The sequence below is a fragment of the Flammeovirgaceae bacterium genome (assembly GCA_015180985.1).
Taxonomy (GTDB): Bacteria; Bacteroidota; Bacteroidia; order Cytophagales; family Cyclobacteriaceae; genus UBA2336.
In genome coordinates this window covers 254229-270555 of sequence record CP054185.1, presented here as the reverse complement: position 1 = coordinate 270555, position 16327 = coordinate 254229, and the positions used below count along the sequence as shown (strand labels likewise).

The 16327-nt window shown below is 46.7% G+C and carries 15 protein-coding genes, 4 tRNA genes and 1 pseudogene; 11 read left to right on the top strand and 9 right to left on the bottom strand.

Annotated elements, in window-relative coordinates; genetic code table 11:
- Nucleotides 1-37: 37 nt before the first annotated feature.
- Both HRU69_01290 and HRU69_01285 read left to right on the top strand, forming a co-directional pair.
- Nucleotides 38-676: a pyridoxamine 5'-phosphate oxidase family protein gene (locus HRU69_01290; GenBank protein QOI96188.1), complete on the top strand. Its 639-nt coding sequence runs from the start codon at nucleotides 38-40 to the stop codon at nucleotides 674-676.
- Nucleotides 676-1780: pseudogene (locus HRU69_01285) on the top strand (alanine racemase). Before HRU69_01290 ends, HRU69_01285 begins: the two are co-directional and overlap by 1 nt.
- Here HRU69_01285 and HRU69_01280 read toward each other — a convergent pair.
- The 5 genes from HRU69_01280 to HRU69_01260 all read right to left on the bottom strand — a co-directional run bounded on the left by HRU69_01280 (nucleotide 1752) and on the right by HRU69_01260 (nucleotide 5406).
- Nucleotides 1752-2444 (bottom strand): ABC transporter ATP-binding protein, encoded by a 693-nt coding sequence (locus HRU69_01280; GenBank protein QOI96187.1) that lies wholly within the window; start codon nucleotides 2442-2444, stop codon nucleotides 1752-1754. The pseudogene HRU69_01285 and the gene HRU69_01280 overlap by 29 nt on opposite strands.
- Nucleotides 2445-2447: 3 nt before the next feature.
- Entirely contained in the window at nucleotides 2448-3695 is a 1248-nt protein-coding gene (locus HRU69_01275) for an ABC transporter permease (protein ID QOI96186.1), read from the bottom strand.
- A 10-nt stretch (nucleotides 3696-3705) separates the two neighbouring features.
- Nucleotides 3706-4803 (bottom strand): HlyD family efflux transporter periplasmic adaptor subunit, encoded by a 1098-nt coding sequence (locus tag HRU69_01270; GenBank protein ID QOI96185.1) that lies wholly within the window; start codon nucleotides 4801-4803, stop codon nucleotides 3706-3708.
- Between the two features lie 20 nt (nucleotides 4804-4823).
- The gene (locus HRU69_01265; GenBank protein QOI98793.1) at nucleotides 4824-5264 is read right to left on the bottom strand and encodes an Rrf2 family transcriptional regulator; all 441 of its coding nucleotides are present in this window, start codon (nucleotides 5262-5264) and stop codon (nucleotides 4824-4826) included.
- A gap of 70 nt (nucleotides 5265-5334) precedes the next feature.
- A tRNA-Thr gene (locus tag HRU69_01260) sits at nucleotides 5335-5406 on the bottom strand.
- 46 nt (nucleotides 5407-5452) lie between these two features.
- On the opposite strand from HRU69_01260, the gene crcB reads away from it, so the two are divergent.
- From crcB to HRU69_01225, 7 genes are all read left to right on the top strand, one after another.
- Nucleotides 5453-5842 (top strand): fluoride efflux transporter CrcB, encoded by a 390-nt coding sequence (crcB, locus tag HRU69_01255; GenBank protein ID QOI96184.1) that lies wholly within the window; start codon nucleotides 5453-5455, stop codon nucleotides 5840-5842.
- Nucleotides 5839-6174 carry a DUF190 domain-containing protein gene (locus tag HRU69_01250; GenBank protein QOI96183.1) on the top strand — a complete coding sequence of 112 codons (336 nt, stop codon included), beginning with the start codon at nucleotides 5839-5841 and terminating at the stop codon, nucleotides 6172-6174. The genes crcB and HRU69_01250 overlap by 4 nt, the downstream gene beginning before the upstream one ends.
- 45 nt (nucleotides 6175-6219) lie before the next feature.
- Nucleotides 6220-6303, top strand: a tRNA-Leu gene (locus HRU69_01245).
- 22 nt (nucleotides 6304-6325) lie between these two features.
- Nucleotides 6326-6407, top strand: a tRNA-Leu gene (locus HRU69_01240).
- Between the two features lie 247 nt (nucleotides 6408-6654).
- Entirely contained in the window at nucleotides 6655-7185 is a 531-nt protein-coding gene (locus tag HRU69_01235) for a CYTH domain-containing protein (protein QOI96182.1), read from the top strand.
- Nucleotides 7186-7228: 43 nt separating this feature from the next.
- Entirely contained in the window at nucleotides 7229-7885 is a 657-nt protein-coding gene (locus tag HRU69_01230; GenBank protein QOI96181.1) for an SGNH/GDSL hydrolase family protein, read from the top strand.
- Nucleotides 7886-8204: 319 nt separating this feature from the next.
- Complete coding sequence (locus tag HRU69_01225) at nucleotides 8205-9848, top strand: S8 family serine peptidase (protein ID QOI96180.1); 1644 nt, start codon at nucleotides 8205-8207, stop codon at nucleotides 9846-9848.
- Nucleotides 9849-9851: 3 nt separating this feature from the next.
- Here the strand turns inward: HRU69_01225 and HRU69_01220 are convergent, their stop codons facing one another.
- The 3 genes from HRU69_01220 to HRU69_01210 form a co-directional block, all read right to left on the bottom strand.
- The gene (locus HRU69_01220; GenBank protein QOI96179.1) at nucleotides 9852-10463 is read right to left on the bottom strand and encodes a LysE family transporter; all 612 of its coding nucleotides are present in this window, start codon (nucleotides 10461-10463) and stop codon (nucleotides 9852-9854) included.
- Between the two features lie 43 nt (nucleotides 10464-10506).
- A complete protein-coding gene (locus tag HRU69_01215; GenBank protein QOI96178.1) occupies nucleotides 10507-10899 on the bottom strand; it encodes a rhodanese-like domain-containing protein in 393 nt (130 codons plus the stop codon).
- Between the two features lie 162 nt (nucleotides 10900-11061).
- Nucleotides 11062-11134: transfer RNA gene (locus HRU69_01210), tRNA-Lys, on the bottom strand.
- 172 nt (nucleotides 11135-11306) lie between these two features.
- On the opposite strand from HRU69_01210, the gene HRU69_01205 reads away from it, so the two are divergent.
- Entirely contained in the window at nucleotides 11307-12026 is a 720-nt protein-coding gene (locus HRU69_01205) for an SH3 domain-containing protein (protein ID QOI96177.1), read from the top strand.
- A gap of 2 nt (nucleotides 12027-12028) precedes the next feature.
- On the opposite strand, the gene HRU69_01200 is transcribed toward HRU69_01205, so the two are convergent.
- Entirely contained in the window at nucleotides 12029-14740 is a 2712-nt protein-coding gene (locus HRU69_01200; protein ID QOI96176.1) for a gliding motility-associated C-terminal domain-containing protein, read from the bottom strand.
- Between the two features lie 60 nt (nucleotides 14741-14800).
- Between HRU69_01200 and rlmD the strand changes: the two genes are divergently transcribed.
- Complete coding sequence (gene rlmD, locus HRU69_01195) at nucleotides 14801-16228, top strand: 23S rRNA (uracil(1939)-C(5))-methyltransferase RlmD (protein ID QOI98792.1); 1428 nt, start codon at nucleotides 14801-14803, stop codon at nucleotides 16226-16228.
- Nucleotides 16229-16327: the final 99 nt, after the last annotated feature.

Here is a 16327-nt window from a genome sequence, read left to right as displayed (position 1 = left end):
ATTGCGCAGATACCCGCTGATAAAATTTCAGGTACTTATGAGTGAATTTCAGAAAACCGAGCGGACAACAATTACGCGTTTAGCTAAACGCGCTTCGTACAACAAAGAAATCATCTATGCTATACTGGATGAAGCGTTGTATTGTACAGTAGCCTTTGTGTTAAACGGTGGGCCCGTTCAACTTCCAACCGGCTTCTGCCGGATTGATGATAAACTCTACATACACGGTTCAGTTGGAAGTACCTACATGCGGGAACTCGCTGAAAAGAAAACACCTGTTTGCATCAATGTAACCTGCCTGGATGGCCTGGTGCTGGCGCGGTCGGCCTTTCATCACTCCATGAATTACCGGTCGGTGGTATTGTTCGGCAAACCTGAACGGATAACCGATGAGGCTGAATTGTACCGCGTACTCGAAGTGTTTACAAACAAAATGCAACCCGGCCGGTGGGATGATGTACGCAAACCCACAACGGCTGAGTGGAAAGCGACTATGGTACTGGCTTTCCCGATAGAAGAGGTTTCGGCAAAAATCAGAACCGGTCCACCCGTTGATGATGAAGAAGATTATACATTAGATGTGTGGGCGGGGGTGGTGCCGCTTCAGCTTGAGCGTAAAACCCCGGTGGCCGACCCACGCCTGAAAAATGGTGTTTCCACTCCCTTTTACTTGTGATGTTACCGGTTACAAAACCTACGTTGCTTCTGGATAAGGAGAAATGCGTACGGAACATTTCGCGTATGGCCGAAAAAGCCCGGAGGCACCGTGTGCGCTTCAGGCCGCATTTTAAAACCCACCAGGCGCACGAAATCGGAAGATGGTTCAGGGATTTTGGTGCAGAAGCCATAACAGTTTCGTCACTTGCTATGGCCGAGTATTTTGCTGCCGATGGATGGAATGACATTACCGTGGCTTTTCCGGCAAATATTCATGAGTATGAATTGATCAATAAACTGGCCGGCAAAATCAACCTCAACCTGTTGGTGGAATCTCCGGTCGTAGTCAGGAAGTTGCAAGAACGTATTACGCAACCAATCGGGTTATTTATTAAAGTCGATAGTGGTTATCACCGTACAGGAGTTGATCCTACGGATAAAACTTTGATAGATGCCATACTCCGGGAAATCACAAATGTGGCATCCTTTTCTTTTCTCGGTTTCTTAACCCATGCCGGCCATAGCTACAAAGCCCGCGGCCGACATGAAATTGAAAAAATCCACAACAGTTCGCTCGAAGTCATGCGTGCGATAAAAGAGTATTATCGTAGCAAGTACCCCGATGTTCTTGCTTCTGTTGGCGATACTCCATCGTGCAGCGTGATGGAAGAGTTTACGGGTATCGATGAAATACGACCGGGAAATTTTGTTTTTTTATGACATTACACAATCTTTAATTGGCTCCTGCTCGCTTGATGATGTGGCTGTTTGCATGGCCTGCCCCGTAGTAAGTACACACAGGCAGCGCAATGAAGTGGTTATTTACGGAGGCAGCATTCATTTTTCGAAAGATTCGGTTGCTGAGAATGGCCGGGTACTGTTTGGCAAAGTTGTAAGACTTACTGATAGTGGGTGGCTCGCTGAGCCGACAACCCTGTTTGTAAAATCGCTTTCGCAGGAACACGGCATCATCGGTGGTTCAGCAGAAGAAATTGAATCCATTAAAGAGGGTGATGTTCTTGGAATTTTGCCTGTGCATTCGTGTTTAACAGCCGATTGCATGGGCGAGTATCTGACTACACAAGGTGAAGAGGTCAGGCACTTCCGTTATCGCCCCGGATGATCCGGCCATCGCTCATCTCCACAACACGATCGGAACGGTTGGCAAAATCCTCATCGTGAGTAACGGCAATAATGGTTTGCCGGTAGGTGTGGGTAAGTTCCTGCAGAATATCAAACACCACATTAGAGTTATAGGAATCCAGATTACCGGTCGGTTCATCGCCCATGATAATGTCAGGGTCGTTAATCAGGGCGCGGGCAATGGCCACGCGTTGCTGCTGGCCACCGGAAAGTTTGGATGAAATTTTAAGGGCCTGATCGGCTACTCCCAGTATTTTCAGTTTATCGTAGGCACGGGATTCAATTTCTGCTTTGGAATACCGCCCGAGTTTCATGGCGGGCAACATCACATTTTGTAAAGCGGTAAACTCGGGCAGCAGGTAATGAAACTGAAAAATAAAACCGATGTGTTTGTTACGAAAAGCCGAAAGGTAATTCTGACTTTTGCCCTTCAGGTTCTCTCCGGCAATCTCCAGCTCACCTTCGTAGTCGGTGTCCATGGTAGAAAGTACATACATCAGCGTTGATTTACCGCACCCGGATTTCCCCATCAGGCACATAAATTCGCCCCGGTTTACCGTCAGATCAATCTGCTTTAATACCTGGAATTTTTCAGGTTCATAAAAATACTTGCTGATCTTTCGGGTTTGTAGTACCGGTTCCATACATTACTGGCCGCGTATAATTTCAATCGGATCAACCCGCGAAGCTTTTCGCGAGGGGGTGTACCCGGCAAAAGCGGTGGTAAGCACACCAAAAGCAATCCCGATTACATAGTACATGGGGTCGAAGTTTACCGGAAAGTGATCGAGGCTGACAATATCACCGCCTTCGAAAGGCGCTTTGGAAATCAGCCACGACAGTATGTACCCAATGATGAGCCCCATCAGCCCTCCGGCAAACCCGATGACCAGCGATTGGAACATAAAAATCAAGCGTACATCGGTACCGGCAAATCCCATTGCTTTGAGGATGGCGATGTCTTTCATTTTGTTGTAGATCGTCATGGTCAGGATGTTGTAGATGCCGAAGCCGGCCACAATAAGCAGTGTAACCGATACCGACCAGGTAATGATGTTACGGATGGTAACACCGGTTAAAAAAGTAGCGTTGGCCGTTTCCCAGTCTTCGGCCTTGTATTGAAACATGGTCTCGTATTCCGGTGCAATTTTTTTTGCCTGAAGTCGGTCATGTAATTTAATGTTAATGTCGGTAATGTAGGTCTGGTCCTGCTGCAAGATGGTTTGCACGGTGGCTATGTTGGCATAGGCGCGCACATTATCCACCGCACCAATACCCATTTGAAAAGTGCCAACTATTTTAAGTGTCATGGTATAGCCTTGTGGTGTGGTAATCACAACGCGGTCGCCTGTGGCGGCACTCAGTTTTCGGGCCAGGCCGGTACCCACCAGGATGCCATCCGGGTTGGATTTCAAATCTTCCAGCCGTCCGGATTTTAGCCGCGAGCGGATGTCGAAAAGTTTGTCTTCTTCCAATATGTCAACACCCAATATCTGGCCGTTTAGTTGTATCGGCCCGAAGTTGTAGAATACCTGCGAGGAGAGGGTTGGGGCCACACCGGAAACGCGGGGGTCTTTTCGGATGATTTCGACTACCTGAAGGGCATTGCGGAGTTTGGTGGTTTCTACCTTGGGTTTTTGGTGATGCACAAGGTTAATGCCGGCCGGGTTTAATTCATCCACGATGGATTTTCGTTCGCGGGTAATGTCATTGTAAATGTGAATGTCGGGTGATGAGGTCATGGTAACATCTTCGGTAAACTGATTAAGGCCTGTCATTAAACTTACCAACGCGATGAACATACCGATGCCAAACGTAACGCCCAGCATGGCAACAATGGTTTGCTTGGGTTTTGAAACGATGTGTGTCCAGGCTATTTCAACAACAGGGGTCATGGCGTGGCACTCAGTTAATTTTTACCTGCGTCTGACTATCAATACCGCTCAGTATTTCAACTTCATCGAGCGTGGTTATGCCCCGTGATATTTTTGTTTTCCGGTAACCCGATTCACTTCGTATAATTACGGAGTCGCCCGGAAGGAGGGCATTTTTTGGAATAACCAGCGCGGTGGGGTTTTGGCGGATGATGATGTTGGCTTCCAAGGCAAGCCCGGAGAAGGTACCGGGCAGTTTTTCGGTAAGCGTTGCATCTACCCGAAAGGCCTGCTGCCGCACATCAACCAGCGGATATATTTTGCTGACAACAGCGTTGAAAATCCGGTCGGGGTAGGCATCAATTTTTACAACTACCGGCTGGCCTACCTGTATGCGTTGAATGTCCAGTTCATCCACGTTAAGTTGCAGGTAAAATGAGTTGGCGCTGCCCAATACAGCCACAACCTCGTTTCGTTTGATCAGTTCGCCTTTCTCCTTTAACGTTTTAAATACCAGGCCATCTACCTGGCTTCGGATTGTATAGCGATCTGATTCATCGCGGGCTATGCGGAACTGATTTTCTGCGTTTCGCAGGTCGAGTTGCAACTGGTCATAAGTTCGTTTGTAACGGCTCTCGGCCAGCAGGAAATCGTTTTTTGAATTTTCGTATACCAGTTTCATGCGGTCGTACTCGGCCCTTGAGGTGGCATTGTTCTTAAGCAGGTTGGAGTAGCGTATAAAGTTTGTTGAGTCAAACAGCATTTTTGTTCGGGCGGTAGTTAAAGCCGCTTTCAGTTCGGCCAGTACCGGGGAGTTCTCGCTGAAGTTTTTCAGGGCGAGTTCATAGTTTTCGCGTGCAATACGGTATCGGGCTGTTTGCTGATCGGCCTGGATGGTGTACAAAGCATCGCCTTTACGTACCGGGTCACCGTCTTGCACGTGTTTATCGGCTACATAGCCATCAACCTGAGCAAATGCCTGGTATTCGTTTTCCGAAACGATGTTGCCGGAGGCGTATACAGCTTCTACCAGGGGTTTTATCTGTGGTTTGGTAAATTTTTCTTTCTTGCCGCATCCGTTAAGAATAAAAACAATAATAAAGGCGGTGGTAAGCAGTCGGGGTATCAAGGTCAGTTGATTTAAAGGGTTTAACTTTTTCTTTTGCGGGTAAGTTTTTGTTCCTGTTTAACCAGCAACTCCAGCGTATCTTTTTTCAGCATGTCAACCGTGGCATTGCGTACCTGCAAGAAAGCATGGCGAATGCTGCAGGTTTCTTCATCCCGGCATTCAGTACAGGATTCATAATACTTATACGTGGCACAGGGTACGGCAGCAATAGCCCCGTCAAACAGCCGTACTACCTCGGCCAGGTTTACATCGCGGGTTGATCGCCTGAGGAAGTAACCGCCTCCTTTGCCGGCCCGGCTTCCTAGAATTCCGGCCCGCTTCAGTTCAAGCAGAATGTTCTCCAGGAATTTTTTCGGGATGTTGCAGGAAGAAGAGATTTCGCGGATCAGAAATTTTTCCTCCGGGTTCCTGGCCATGTGAACCAGGGCGTGGATGGCGTATTTACATTTTTTAGAAAGCATGGGGCAGGAGTTGGGTCCGAATGTTACCGGGTAGCCTGCAACTCCCTTCAATACATTAATTTAATACCAGAGCCGAAGATGAGATTTGAACTCACGACCTACGGTTTACGAAACCGTTGCTCTACCGCTGAGCTACTTCGGCAAGTTGGTCAAAATTACATATTGCCGGTAAATTGTAACTTCGGGCAATGAAATTTGTACTCGTTTTACTGGGCGGAGGCATCGGATCACTTATTCGTTACAGTGTGTCGGGGTGGGTGCACGGTAAATACAGCGGGGTGTTCCCGCTGGGCACGTTAACCGTAAACCTGGCGGGCTCATTTCTGATTGGCGTTTTATGGGCCTTGTTCGAATCGGCAACGATGAGCCCCACGTTGCGCGTTTTTCTGTTTGTAGGTATACTGGGTGGATTTACCACATTCTCAACCTTTTCGCTGGAAACCCTAAGCCTGTTACGCGATGGTGAGGTACGCACTGCGTTGCTCAACATACTGGTGAATAACGTAGGAGGTATTTTGCTGGCTTTTGCCGGATTTAGCGCCACACGGGAAGTTCAACAACTGATAACCAAGCTATGAAATTGCCTGAAAACGGAATCCTGCTGCGGATCCACATTGGTGAGTCGGATCAACTTAATGACAGGCCATTGTATGAGGCCATTGTGCTGAAAGCCCGCGAACTGAACCTGGCCGGGGCCACCGTGTTTCGCGGCATTATGGGCTTTGGAGCTGAAAGCCGTATCCACACGGCCAAGGTACTGCGCCTTTCGGAAGACCTGCCCATTGTGATTGAAATTGTTGATACCGAGGAGCATATCAATAAACTGATTCCCTTTCTGGATGAACACGTAAAAGAAGGCCTGATAACGCTGGAGCCGGTGAATGTTATCAAATACCGGCACAGCCGCTGAACTGTACAAATTCCGAAAAGGTTATTACTTTTGTCGCCCCGAATTGCCCAGGTGGTGAAATTGGTAGACACACTACTTTGAGGGGGTAGCGCCCGAAAGGGTGTGCTGGTTCGAATCCAGTCCTGGGCACTACATTGTTCATTAATTTTTTGCCGAAGTGGTGAAACTGGTAGACACGCACGTTTCAGGGGCGTGTGGCGAAAGCTGTGTGGGTTCGAGTCCCACCTTCGGCACATCATTCAAAAGTCATCTTATGCACGAGATGACTTTTTTATTTCAAAGGGCTTAAGGTTGCAGTTAGTGCGTGTGGCGTCCCGCCCAGGCGGGATGTGGGTTCGAGTCCCACCTTCGGCACAATATTTAAAAGTCATTTTATACATGGGATGACTTTTTTTGTTAACCAAAGAGCATTCCACAGGGGCCCATTTTTAAAATCGGGTTATAGTAAACACAAAAGCCTTAGTTTGGTAACTTCGGGTCGTGTCATCTGAAAACCCCAATAGCCCGCTGGAGTACACCGACTTCACCATTAAGGCTACCCTAACAAACTTTGCTCCGGTTGAGGAGGTATTGATTTCCATGGGAGCCATGTACATCGGCAATGATGAGCAAACCGATTATTATTTTGAAACTGATAACGGAAAATTAAAACTCAGGCAAGGCACCATTGAAAATAGGATAGCACACTACAGACGCGAATACGAGGTTGGTTCCGAAAAAACAATTGTATTTCGCTACGAAGAAAATCCTTCATCCGAAGCAATTAAACAATTACGAAGCCAGAACAAACTGATAGGTTTTGTGAGAAAATCAAGAAAAATTTATAGGCTCGATAACCTGAAAATTCATTTGGATACCCTTCCTGACAATCGGAAATTTATTGAAATTGAAGCCTTTGACCGGACTAACCGGTTTTCAGCTGCAGCGTTAAAAGCGCAGTGCATGGCAGTAAAAGAAAAACTCGGCATACCCGATAGTGTTTTGATAAAAACCGGGTACATGGAAACCTGAGAATGCAGCACTGGAAATTCATCAAAAATCAGTTTATTGGATTATGAAAATATTCGGTCTCGTAATTATGTCCATCTTTTCATTAACCGCCATGACACAACCCATTAATAAAAACGAGCAAGTCAGCTATCTGGCACTGGGTGATTCCTATACAATCGGAGAAAGTGTGCCGGAGCATGAGCGGTGGCCGGTGCAACTGGTAAAGCTGCTCAATGCCAAAGGCTATAGAATTGAAGCGTCACGCATTATTGCTACTACCGGCTGGCGCACCGATGATTTAAAAAATGCTGTCGATAATGCCGGCTTAAGTAACGATTATGGTTTGGTTTCACTGCTCATCGGAGTTAATAATCAATACCAGGGAAAATCGGTTGAAAGTTATAAACCGGAGTTTGAAGGACTCCTTAAAAAAGCCATTGAGCTGGCCGGGGGCAGAAAAGAACGCGTGTTTGTGGTGTCAATTCCGGATTATGGATTTACTCCCTTTGGTGAACCGAAGAAGGAAGAAATTTCAAAAGCCATTGATGCCTTTAACCAGGCAAACCGCGAGATAACGCTGCGGTACGGCATCCGGTACTATTACATTACAGATTTAACACGAAAGGGCCTTGAACAGCCCCACCTGGTTGCAGCCGATAAGTTGCATCCTTCCGGTGCCATGTACACCCGGTGGGCCGAACTGATTGCAAGCGATTTCTAAACACCAGCGGTTACCGGCTGGATTCTTTGCATTCAGTAATGCGCTGTGTTTTTTTTGCCTGATGAGCACCGTAGAAAATCAGGCTGTAAAGTGCCGTAAGTGTTGTAAAGAATATATATACCATACCTCCCTCGTTAATCCGGTTCAAAATTGAGCAACCTTTACCCATTGTTTCCGGTTTAGTATGGGTACCTTTAACCAACGTAATATTTGGCACGATTTTGTTCTTTTGTGCCGGGTTACCGCCTGTAAACTTTCATGCTTGCAGAACGGATTCAAAGTGTAACTTGCAGCCTTTTAATAATTTATCCCATACAGCATGACAGTGAAATTGAAGTGGATTGCCCTGGTATTGATTGCTACGTTGCAGAGTACTGGTGTATTAGCGCAAACCAGCATTACCGAAAATGAGCATAAAACCGTACCTGACGATTGGTTTTTACTCGATCCTGAAACAGATCGCTTTCAGGGGGTGAGTGCCGAACGGGTTTATAACACGCTACTTAAAGGCAAACCGGCCCGTACGGTAATTGTGGCGGTGATTGACTCCGGGGTGGATATCTTTCATGAGGATTTGAAAGATGTAATCTGGGTCAATACCAAGGAAGTACCCAATAACGGCATTGATGATGATAAGAACGGTTACGTGGATGATGTATATGGCTGGAATTTTATAGGCGGAAAAAACGGAAACGTTAATGAAGATACCTATGAACTTACCCGCGAATACGTGCGGCTAAAGCCGAAGTTTGAAAATATTGATGAGAAGAAAATAGGTAAAAAGCAACAAGCCGAGTACGCGTATTGGAATGACATTAAAACCAAATTTGAAAAGCGCGCCAAAGAAGCAACCAATCAATACAACCTGTATAACTCGTTCTACCAGAACATTTCATTTGCCAATGATACACTAAAAAAGATTTTAAAGGTTGACCGGCTAACAGCCGAAATGGTAGATACGATTAAACCCACTACACCGGTTAAGGCGTTTGCCAAAAATGCGATGAGTGTACTTTATAAAAATGCGGGTCCCGATGCCGATGCGGAAAGTTTTCTGGAGGAATTGAAAGACGCGGTCCATTATTACGAAGTACAGGCTCTCTACGGATACAACGAAAACTTTGATTCGCGTGAGATTGTAGGCGATGACTATAGTAATCCTTATGAGCGTGCTTACGGAAATAACGATGTTAAAGGCCCTGATGCTGAACACGGCACACACGTAGCGGGCATCATTGCGGCCAACCGCAACAACAACCTGGGTATAAAAGGCATTGCTGATAACGTAAAAATTATGTCGGTGCGTGCAGTGCCCAATGGCGATGAGCGTGATAAAGATGTAGCCAATGCCATTTACTATGCTGTTGATAACGGAGCGCATATAATCAACATGAGTTTTGGTAAATCATACTCACCGCAGAAGGAAGTGGTGGATAAGGCCGTTCGTTATGCCGAATCGAAGGGTGTACTGCTGGTTCATGCAGCCGGTAATGATGCAAAGAATTCAGATGAAGAAGTTAATTACCCTTCGCGCTTTTACAAAGACGGCAAGGAGTGTAAAACCTGGGTTGAAATCGGAGCCTCGGCCTGGGGAGCCGATAATTCATTTGTGGGGTCATTCTCGAACTATGGAAAGAAAACCGTTGACCTGTTTTCGCCCGGTGTGCGGATTTATTCAACCATTCCGGAAGGCCAGTATAAGAACAACGATGGCACCAGCATGGCCAGCCCGGCAACAGCCGGGGTAGCGGCTATACTGATGGCTTATTTTCCGGATTTATCGGCTGTACAGGTACGCGAAATTTTACGGCAATCTACCCGCAAGTTCGATAACCTGAAGGTAGCCAAACCAGGCAGCGGCCAGGAAGTGATGTTTAAAGATTTGAGCATTACAGGCGGTTTGGTTAATGCGTATGAAGCAGTAAAACTGGCCATGACCATAAGTAAGCCGGTAGAGAAGTAGCTTCTAAAAAAAGAAATATCGCATAAAACCAATTGCACCAAGAAAGAGCAGCACCAGCCCCGGAATCATCCGTATTAACCGGTTGTCGTTAATGGAGGAGGCTACGCGGTTTGCCATAAACGTAAACAATGCAAGCAAGGCGAAAGCACCCACCGAGGTACCGAGGATGTAACTGTGCAATCGCCAGTTTGTACTAATGTCAATCCAGCCCTGCAATTTTAAATATGCGGTAAGGGCAATCCAGAACGGGATAGCCTGCGGATTAAGAATGCTTAGTATAATACCACGCCTGAAACCGCTTTGCTGAAGTTTTACTGAAATCGCTGACGGTTTCCGTACTGTCCATAAACTTATTGCTCCAATTACAGTCATAATGATTGCTCCCCATAGTTGCAGGTTGTGGACTACTACCGGTGAAGAAGTGATGACATGCTCAAACTCTACGGCAATCCAGGCATACGGATATTCCACAACAGCCACGGCTAAAGCAAAGCGCAGGGCTACATTAATTTTGCGCTCCAGCCCAAGTTGCAACACCATCATGTTTAGTGTGCCCGGGGGAATAGAGCCTAAAAAACTGAATACAAACCCGATGAGGAATACCTGAACGATCAACAAAATGAGAATTTAGATATGCAAGTAAGTAAAAGGAAAGAAGTTATTTTTCAATTGGCTTGCCTGCCCGTGCCCAAGCCGACAGGCCGCCACTCAGGTCGTAAACTTCTTTAAATCCCAACTTAACAAGTTCCCGGGCAGCCGAATTGCTGCGTACCCCGCTGGCGCAATACACAAACACAGGTTTTGTTTTATCCAGTTTGCCGAGTTGCGCACTGAAATCGCGCTGGTAATAGTCAACCAGTACTGCATTTTTTAAATGCCCCCGGTTGTATTCCGAGGTGGTGCGTACATCAAGAATAATCTTCTCCGGTGTAGCATTAAGTTTCGTTTCAAACGCATTGACATTAAGCACCTGTGCCCCGGATTGCCCCTGGCAACTTGATGCAACGACAAGGAGGGTTAAACTGAACAGGGTTACCAAAAGTCGGTTCATGGCATCGCTAAATTTTATAAGGTAAGCGCAAAGTTCCTGATTAACCGGCAACCGGCCTGTGATTTTAGTTACATTTTATGAAAAGTTGGGTCAAACACTATTCATCCACGCATAATAGCAAAAGGCTGCCTTTTTGAGGCAGCCTCTGCATTTTGTTCTTCGTGATCCCGCTGGGATTCGAACCCAGGACCCTTACATTAAAAGTGTAATGCTCTACCAGCTGAGCTACGAGATCAATTATTTATGTCAAATCATTCCTTTTGCAGTTTCTTAGCTGATTTAAGTCCTGACCCGAAAGCGTCAGGGCCCTACCAGCTGAGCCACAAGATCCTCAAAAATTAACTTCCTTGCCTAATTTGGGGGCTTTTCCGTTATTGAGGGCACAAAAATAGCACAAGGGCACAACTATGCAAAAAGCCTTTTTAAAAATTGCCCTCGCGGTGTTTGGTCTTCTCCTTTCGCTCAATAGCGTACAGGGTCAGTCGCCAACCCAACAGCTGGCTCGGGCCGATTCATTGTTTAACATTAAGAAATACACCCAATCGCTTGAAGTATACACGGAGTTGGTTGACAAAAAAATATTCTCTACGGCAATGTTATTGCGGATGGCTTTTATTGAAGAAGGGCTTATGCACAAAGCCAACGCGCTTTATTACCTGAATCTGTATTATCAGTACACATTTGATGAAGCGGCTATTCGTAAAATTCAAGAGATAGCCGAAGCAAACCGGTTTACGGGTTATGAACAAACCGATTTAGACAAACTGGAAATGGCCTGGCGTAAGCATGGATACCTGGTTACGTTGGTATTGGTTGTTGTAGCAGTGGTATTTACGGTGCTGCTGGTTGTCAGTAACCGCAATCGCAAGGCCCATTGGGCAGCACAATCTTTTTGCTTTGCTCTGCTGTTAATTCATCTGAATTTTCCCTTTAAAGAAAAGGCGATTATTAAACAAGGCACAGCTTACCTGATGTCTGGACCTTCGGCTGGTTCTTCGGTGGTTGCCGTAATTGGCGAGGGCAATCGGGTAACAGTGCTTGGCAGGGAGGATGTGTGGGTTAAAGTTCTTTGGCAGGACCGTGAAGTTTACGTCCGCGAATCGAATGTTAAAGCAATAAAAATCTGACTTCAGAATCGTAATGTAACGGAGCCACGGTATTCTTTGTGGGTGTACTTAACCAGGTAATAATACACTCCGTTCGGCAACCCCTCGCCAAACCATTTAAAATCGCGGTTGGTACTTTCAAACACCTGGCGGCCCCACCGGTTGTAAATACGGATACTCACAAACTCGCCCACGCAGTTATCAAGGGGCAGGATGTTTACAAAATTGTTGGCGGCCTCATCCCAGGCCATCATGGCAAAGAAGTCGTTTACACCATCGTTGTTAGGTGAAAAGAAATTTGGCGGAAGAAAATTTATATCGCTGCCGTCAACATCTTTAATGGTAATGGCCAGTTCAAGTGTATCAGTTTTAGTATTAAAACAACGGTTGTCGCTTAGCAAAAAGGTGAACACATAGTTATTTTCGTAAATGCGGTTTTTAAAGATGCTGCAATCAGGCTCCCAGGTGAACGAAGCGGTTAAAAGCGATGGGCCCTCGACATTCTGAAATACAAATCCCGTGGGCTGTACAACTCCGGTTTTTCCAATCAGTTCCAGTTTCAACAAGTCTTTATCAGGCGCCAGGTCGGCATCAAAGCCAGCCAAAGAAAGGGTTATCGGAGTTCCTAAAATAGCGGTAAGCGAATTATCCGTTATGGTTATTTCCGGATTAGTGCTGGCAACCGATAACTCAGGCGCATTGTTGTCGGGCGGCTCAACGTGCACGATGACGTGCAGGGTATCGGCTTTGTAAAAGCGACACTTATTGGCATTATCCACCACAATAAACCGGAAGTCAAATTGATTTTTCACATCCAGGTCGATGGTGCTGCAATCCGGAAACCATGAGAATGCCGAAGTGACCATGCCCCGGTTTGTTACTTCTGAAAAGGAGACTCCGAATTCAGTCGTACTAAAGTTCAAGCCGTACATACTCAGCACCAGCAAATCGTTATCGGCATCGGTACCGGTTACGGTAAACGTCAAAGGTTCGTAAATCTTACGGGTAACTTCAATGGTCTTTTCGTTTGCCGTTTGCAAGGATGAACTGATAACCGGATCAAAGTTGCCGGGCAGGATAATGTTGAGGGTAATCAACATGGTATCAGGGTGTGCAAACAGGCATTGGTCGCGGTCATCGGTAATGATTTTAAAATTGAAATTGGTTTTTTGTGTAAAGTCGTACACATCACATCGCGTATCCCAGATTAACTGGCCGTTCACCTGCCCGGCAGGGGAGGTGCTGAGGCCGAGTGTCATGCCCACATCAGTGAGGATGAATCCATCATTAATTACAAATACATCCAACTGGTCGCCATCGGCATCAACGGCATGAATGGGTATGGTCAGGGGCGGGTCTCCTTCATTAAGCGTGGTGATAACGTTGGCCGTGGTGAACGTTGGCTTGTTGTTGGGTGGCGGCTGAACAAACACATTTACCACCAGTGTATCGGATAAAGGCAAACTGCAGGCATCATCGTAAGCAATAATACCCACCTGGTAGTTTCCATCGGGCAGGTAAGGGCATTGTGGAAAGCAGATTTCAAAATCAACGGTGCTGCCGTTAATTAGCGTGGCATTACTTACCACAGGAAGCAATTCATTCAGGTACCGTGTGCTCTTTTTGAAATTGAGCGGAAATACCCGGATAAAAACTCTCTCCTGGAAGTTATCATCAATTTTTTCTGAATCCGGATCGGATATGCGCACCTGTACACAGCGGTCGGCATCGGTTACGGTATTTGCAAACGACACGTTTAATGATTGGTTAGCTGAAGTAAACGTTGTAGTTCCTTTTTTTCTACCTACAATCTGTGGCGGTTCTGCTACGGGGCATGCTTCTACTACCAGCATCTGGAAGTCGCGCCTTACTTCACCGATTTTCACGCCATCACGGAATTCCTCGCATTTAACGGCAAATACGAACAGTCCTTGTACAGTAGGTGTAACGGTTAAAAAACCGTCCGGGCTTATCTTCAAATCAGGCATTCCGTGCAAAATGTTGTTCAATGAAAATCCGGTTTGCCATTTCACCAGCGGATAGGGGCGCGTGCCCGGGCCGCCTGCAGGTATGGCCACCGCAGAGTGTGTGTTAAGCGGAGTAACCAGCGAGTATACCAGCGAATCGCCATCATCGTCAGTACCGGCAAAGTCGGTGTAGTAAGGTTTACGCGGGCAGGCGTAGTCGTTAAGCGGAGGGAACAGGCGGGGCGTTGAATTGATGAAAGGCTGTCCATCTTTTACAACCGGGGGAAACTCCAGGTAAAAGGTTTGGCCGGCTGCATTCGGAAAAAGCGGATCATTTTGGGGCGGCTCCTGACTGATGATGTTGGTGATGGAATAGTTGCGGCAGCAGCGTTCCCACACCAGGTAGTAGCCCTGCGGGTGATTGTACATGTTGTCGGGCAAAATAATGGTGGTGGTGTAGGTTAATTTGAGTGTTTCGATTTCGCCATTTGAGCATTCCGGCTGGGTATAGGAAACCTCCTCTTCGGTGGTAAGCGGTAAGAACACATCGGTCATGCGGGCATTATCGTGTATCCGGTAGATGCGGGCCATAACGCTCAGGTCTTTGGCGCCCACTAAGCCGTTGATTTTATCAAAATAAAGAATCAGGTTAACCCGGTAGTTGTTGCCGGTAAGGTGTTTCAGTTCAAACTCTCCACCAACAATGTGCGAGGCGCGGGTGAATACTCCAACCGCACAGAAAAGGCCAACCAGTACTATTTTCTTCATACCCGGATGGGAAAGATAAGAAAACCTGTGCAGCCGGAAAAACACGCATATTTGCATTTCATGGTGATGAAAAAAGGAGATATTCTGGAAGGATTACGGGTAGAAAGCATGGCAGCCGAAGGGAAATGCGTAGCCCGCCTGGATGGGAAAGTGGTGTTTATTGAAGGTGCCGCACCCGGTGATGTTGTTGAAGCCCGCATCACAAAAATCAAAAACAACTTTCTGGAAGCTACGCTGAGCAGGGTAATTACTCCCTCCGCAAACCGCGTTGAGCCGGTGTGTTCGCACTTTGGTTTTTGCGGAGGATGCCGGTGGCAGCATTTGAACTATGAAACGCAGCTTCAGTATAAGCAACAACAGGTGGTTGATAGCCTGGAGCGGATTGGCGGACTGACTTTTCCAACAGTTCAACCCATTATTCCATCATCGAAAACTACGTATTACCGCAACCGGCTGGACTTCAGTGCCACGAATTACCGGTGGCTGACCTCACCCCCCAACCCCCGCCCCAGCGGAGAGGGGGAATTAGGGCGTGATGGATTAGGCTTCCATGTGGCCAAAAGCTTTGACCGCGTGTTTGATGTGGAGCATTGTTACCTGCAGCCCGAACCGAGTAATGAAATTCGCAAAACCATAAAGGAAGCAGCAATTGGTAATGGAATTCCTTTCTTCGATTTGCGAAAGCAGACCGGCTACCTGCGTACCGTTACCATTCGCACAGCTACCACCGGTGAAGTGATGGTGATTGTACAAGTTGCTTACGATAAACCGGAATGGCTATCTGTTTTAATGAACGAGGTTAGCAATCGCTTTCCGCAAACCACTTCTCTGTTATATGTCATCAATACCAAACGTAACGATACTTTTCACGAACTCACGGTTAACACCTGGAAGGGTAATCCGTATATTACCGAGACCATGAAGAGGCCGGAGGGCAGCGGGGTACTTCAATTTCGTATCGGGCCAAAATCGTTTTATCAAACTAATTCTGAACAGGCCGAGAAATTGTATTATGTTGCCTGGCAACTGGCTGCCCTTACGGGAAACGAACTTGTTTATGATTTGTACACCGGCACCGGAACCATTGCCAACTATGTAGCCGGGGAGGCAAAAAAAGTTATCGGACTGGAGTATGTGGCCGCTGCCATTGACGATGCAAAAATCAATTCAAAGTTAAACAGCATAGCCAACACCGATTTTTTTTCCGGAGACATTAAGAACCTGTTGAATGAAGATTTCCTGAACATACACGGCAAGCCTGATGTCGTTATTACCGATCCGCCCCGGGCAGGAATGCACGAAGATGTTTGCAAGATGTTGTTAAAGGCTGAGCCTAAGCGAATTGTGTATGTAAGCTGCAACCCGGCCACACAGGCCCGCGATTTAAAAATTATGGCTGATAAATACTCCATTGTTGCTGTTCAGCCGGTAGATATGTTTCCTCACACGATGCATGTGGAGAATGTGGTGAGCCTTGTGAAGAACTAAGCGATTGGCTCCAGCCTGCCGGTAAACTGGCGGAGCAGCAGAGTTTCATAGAGAATTTTGTAACCTCTTACATTCTTTTTTTCGATAATCTGGAATCAT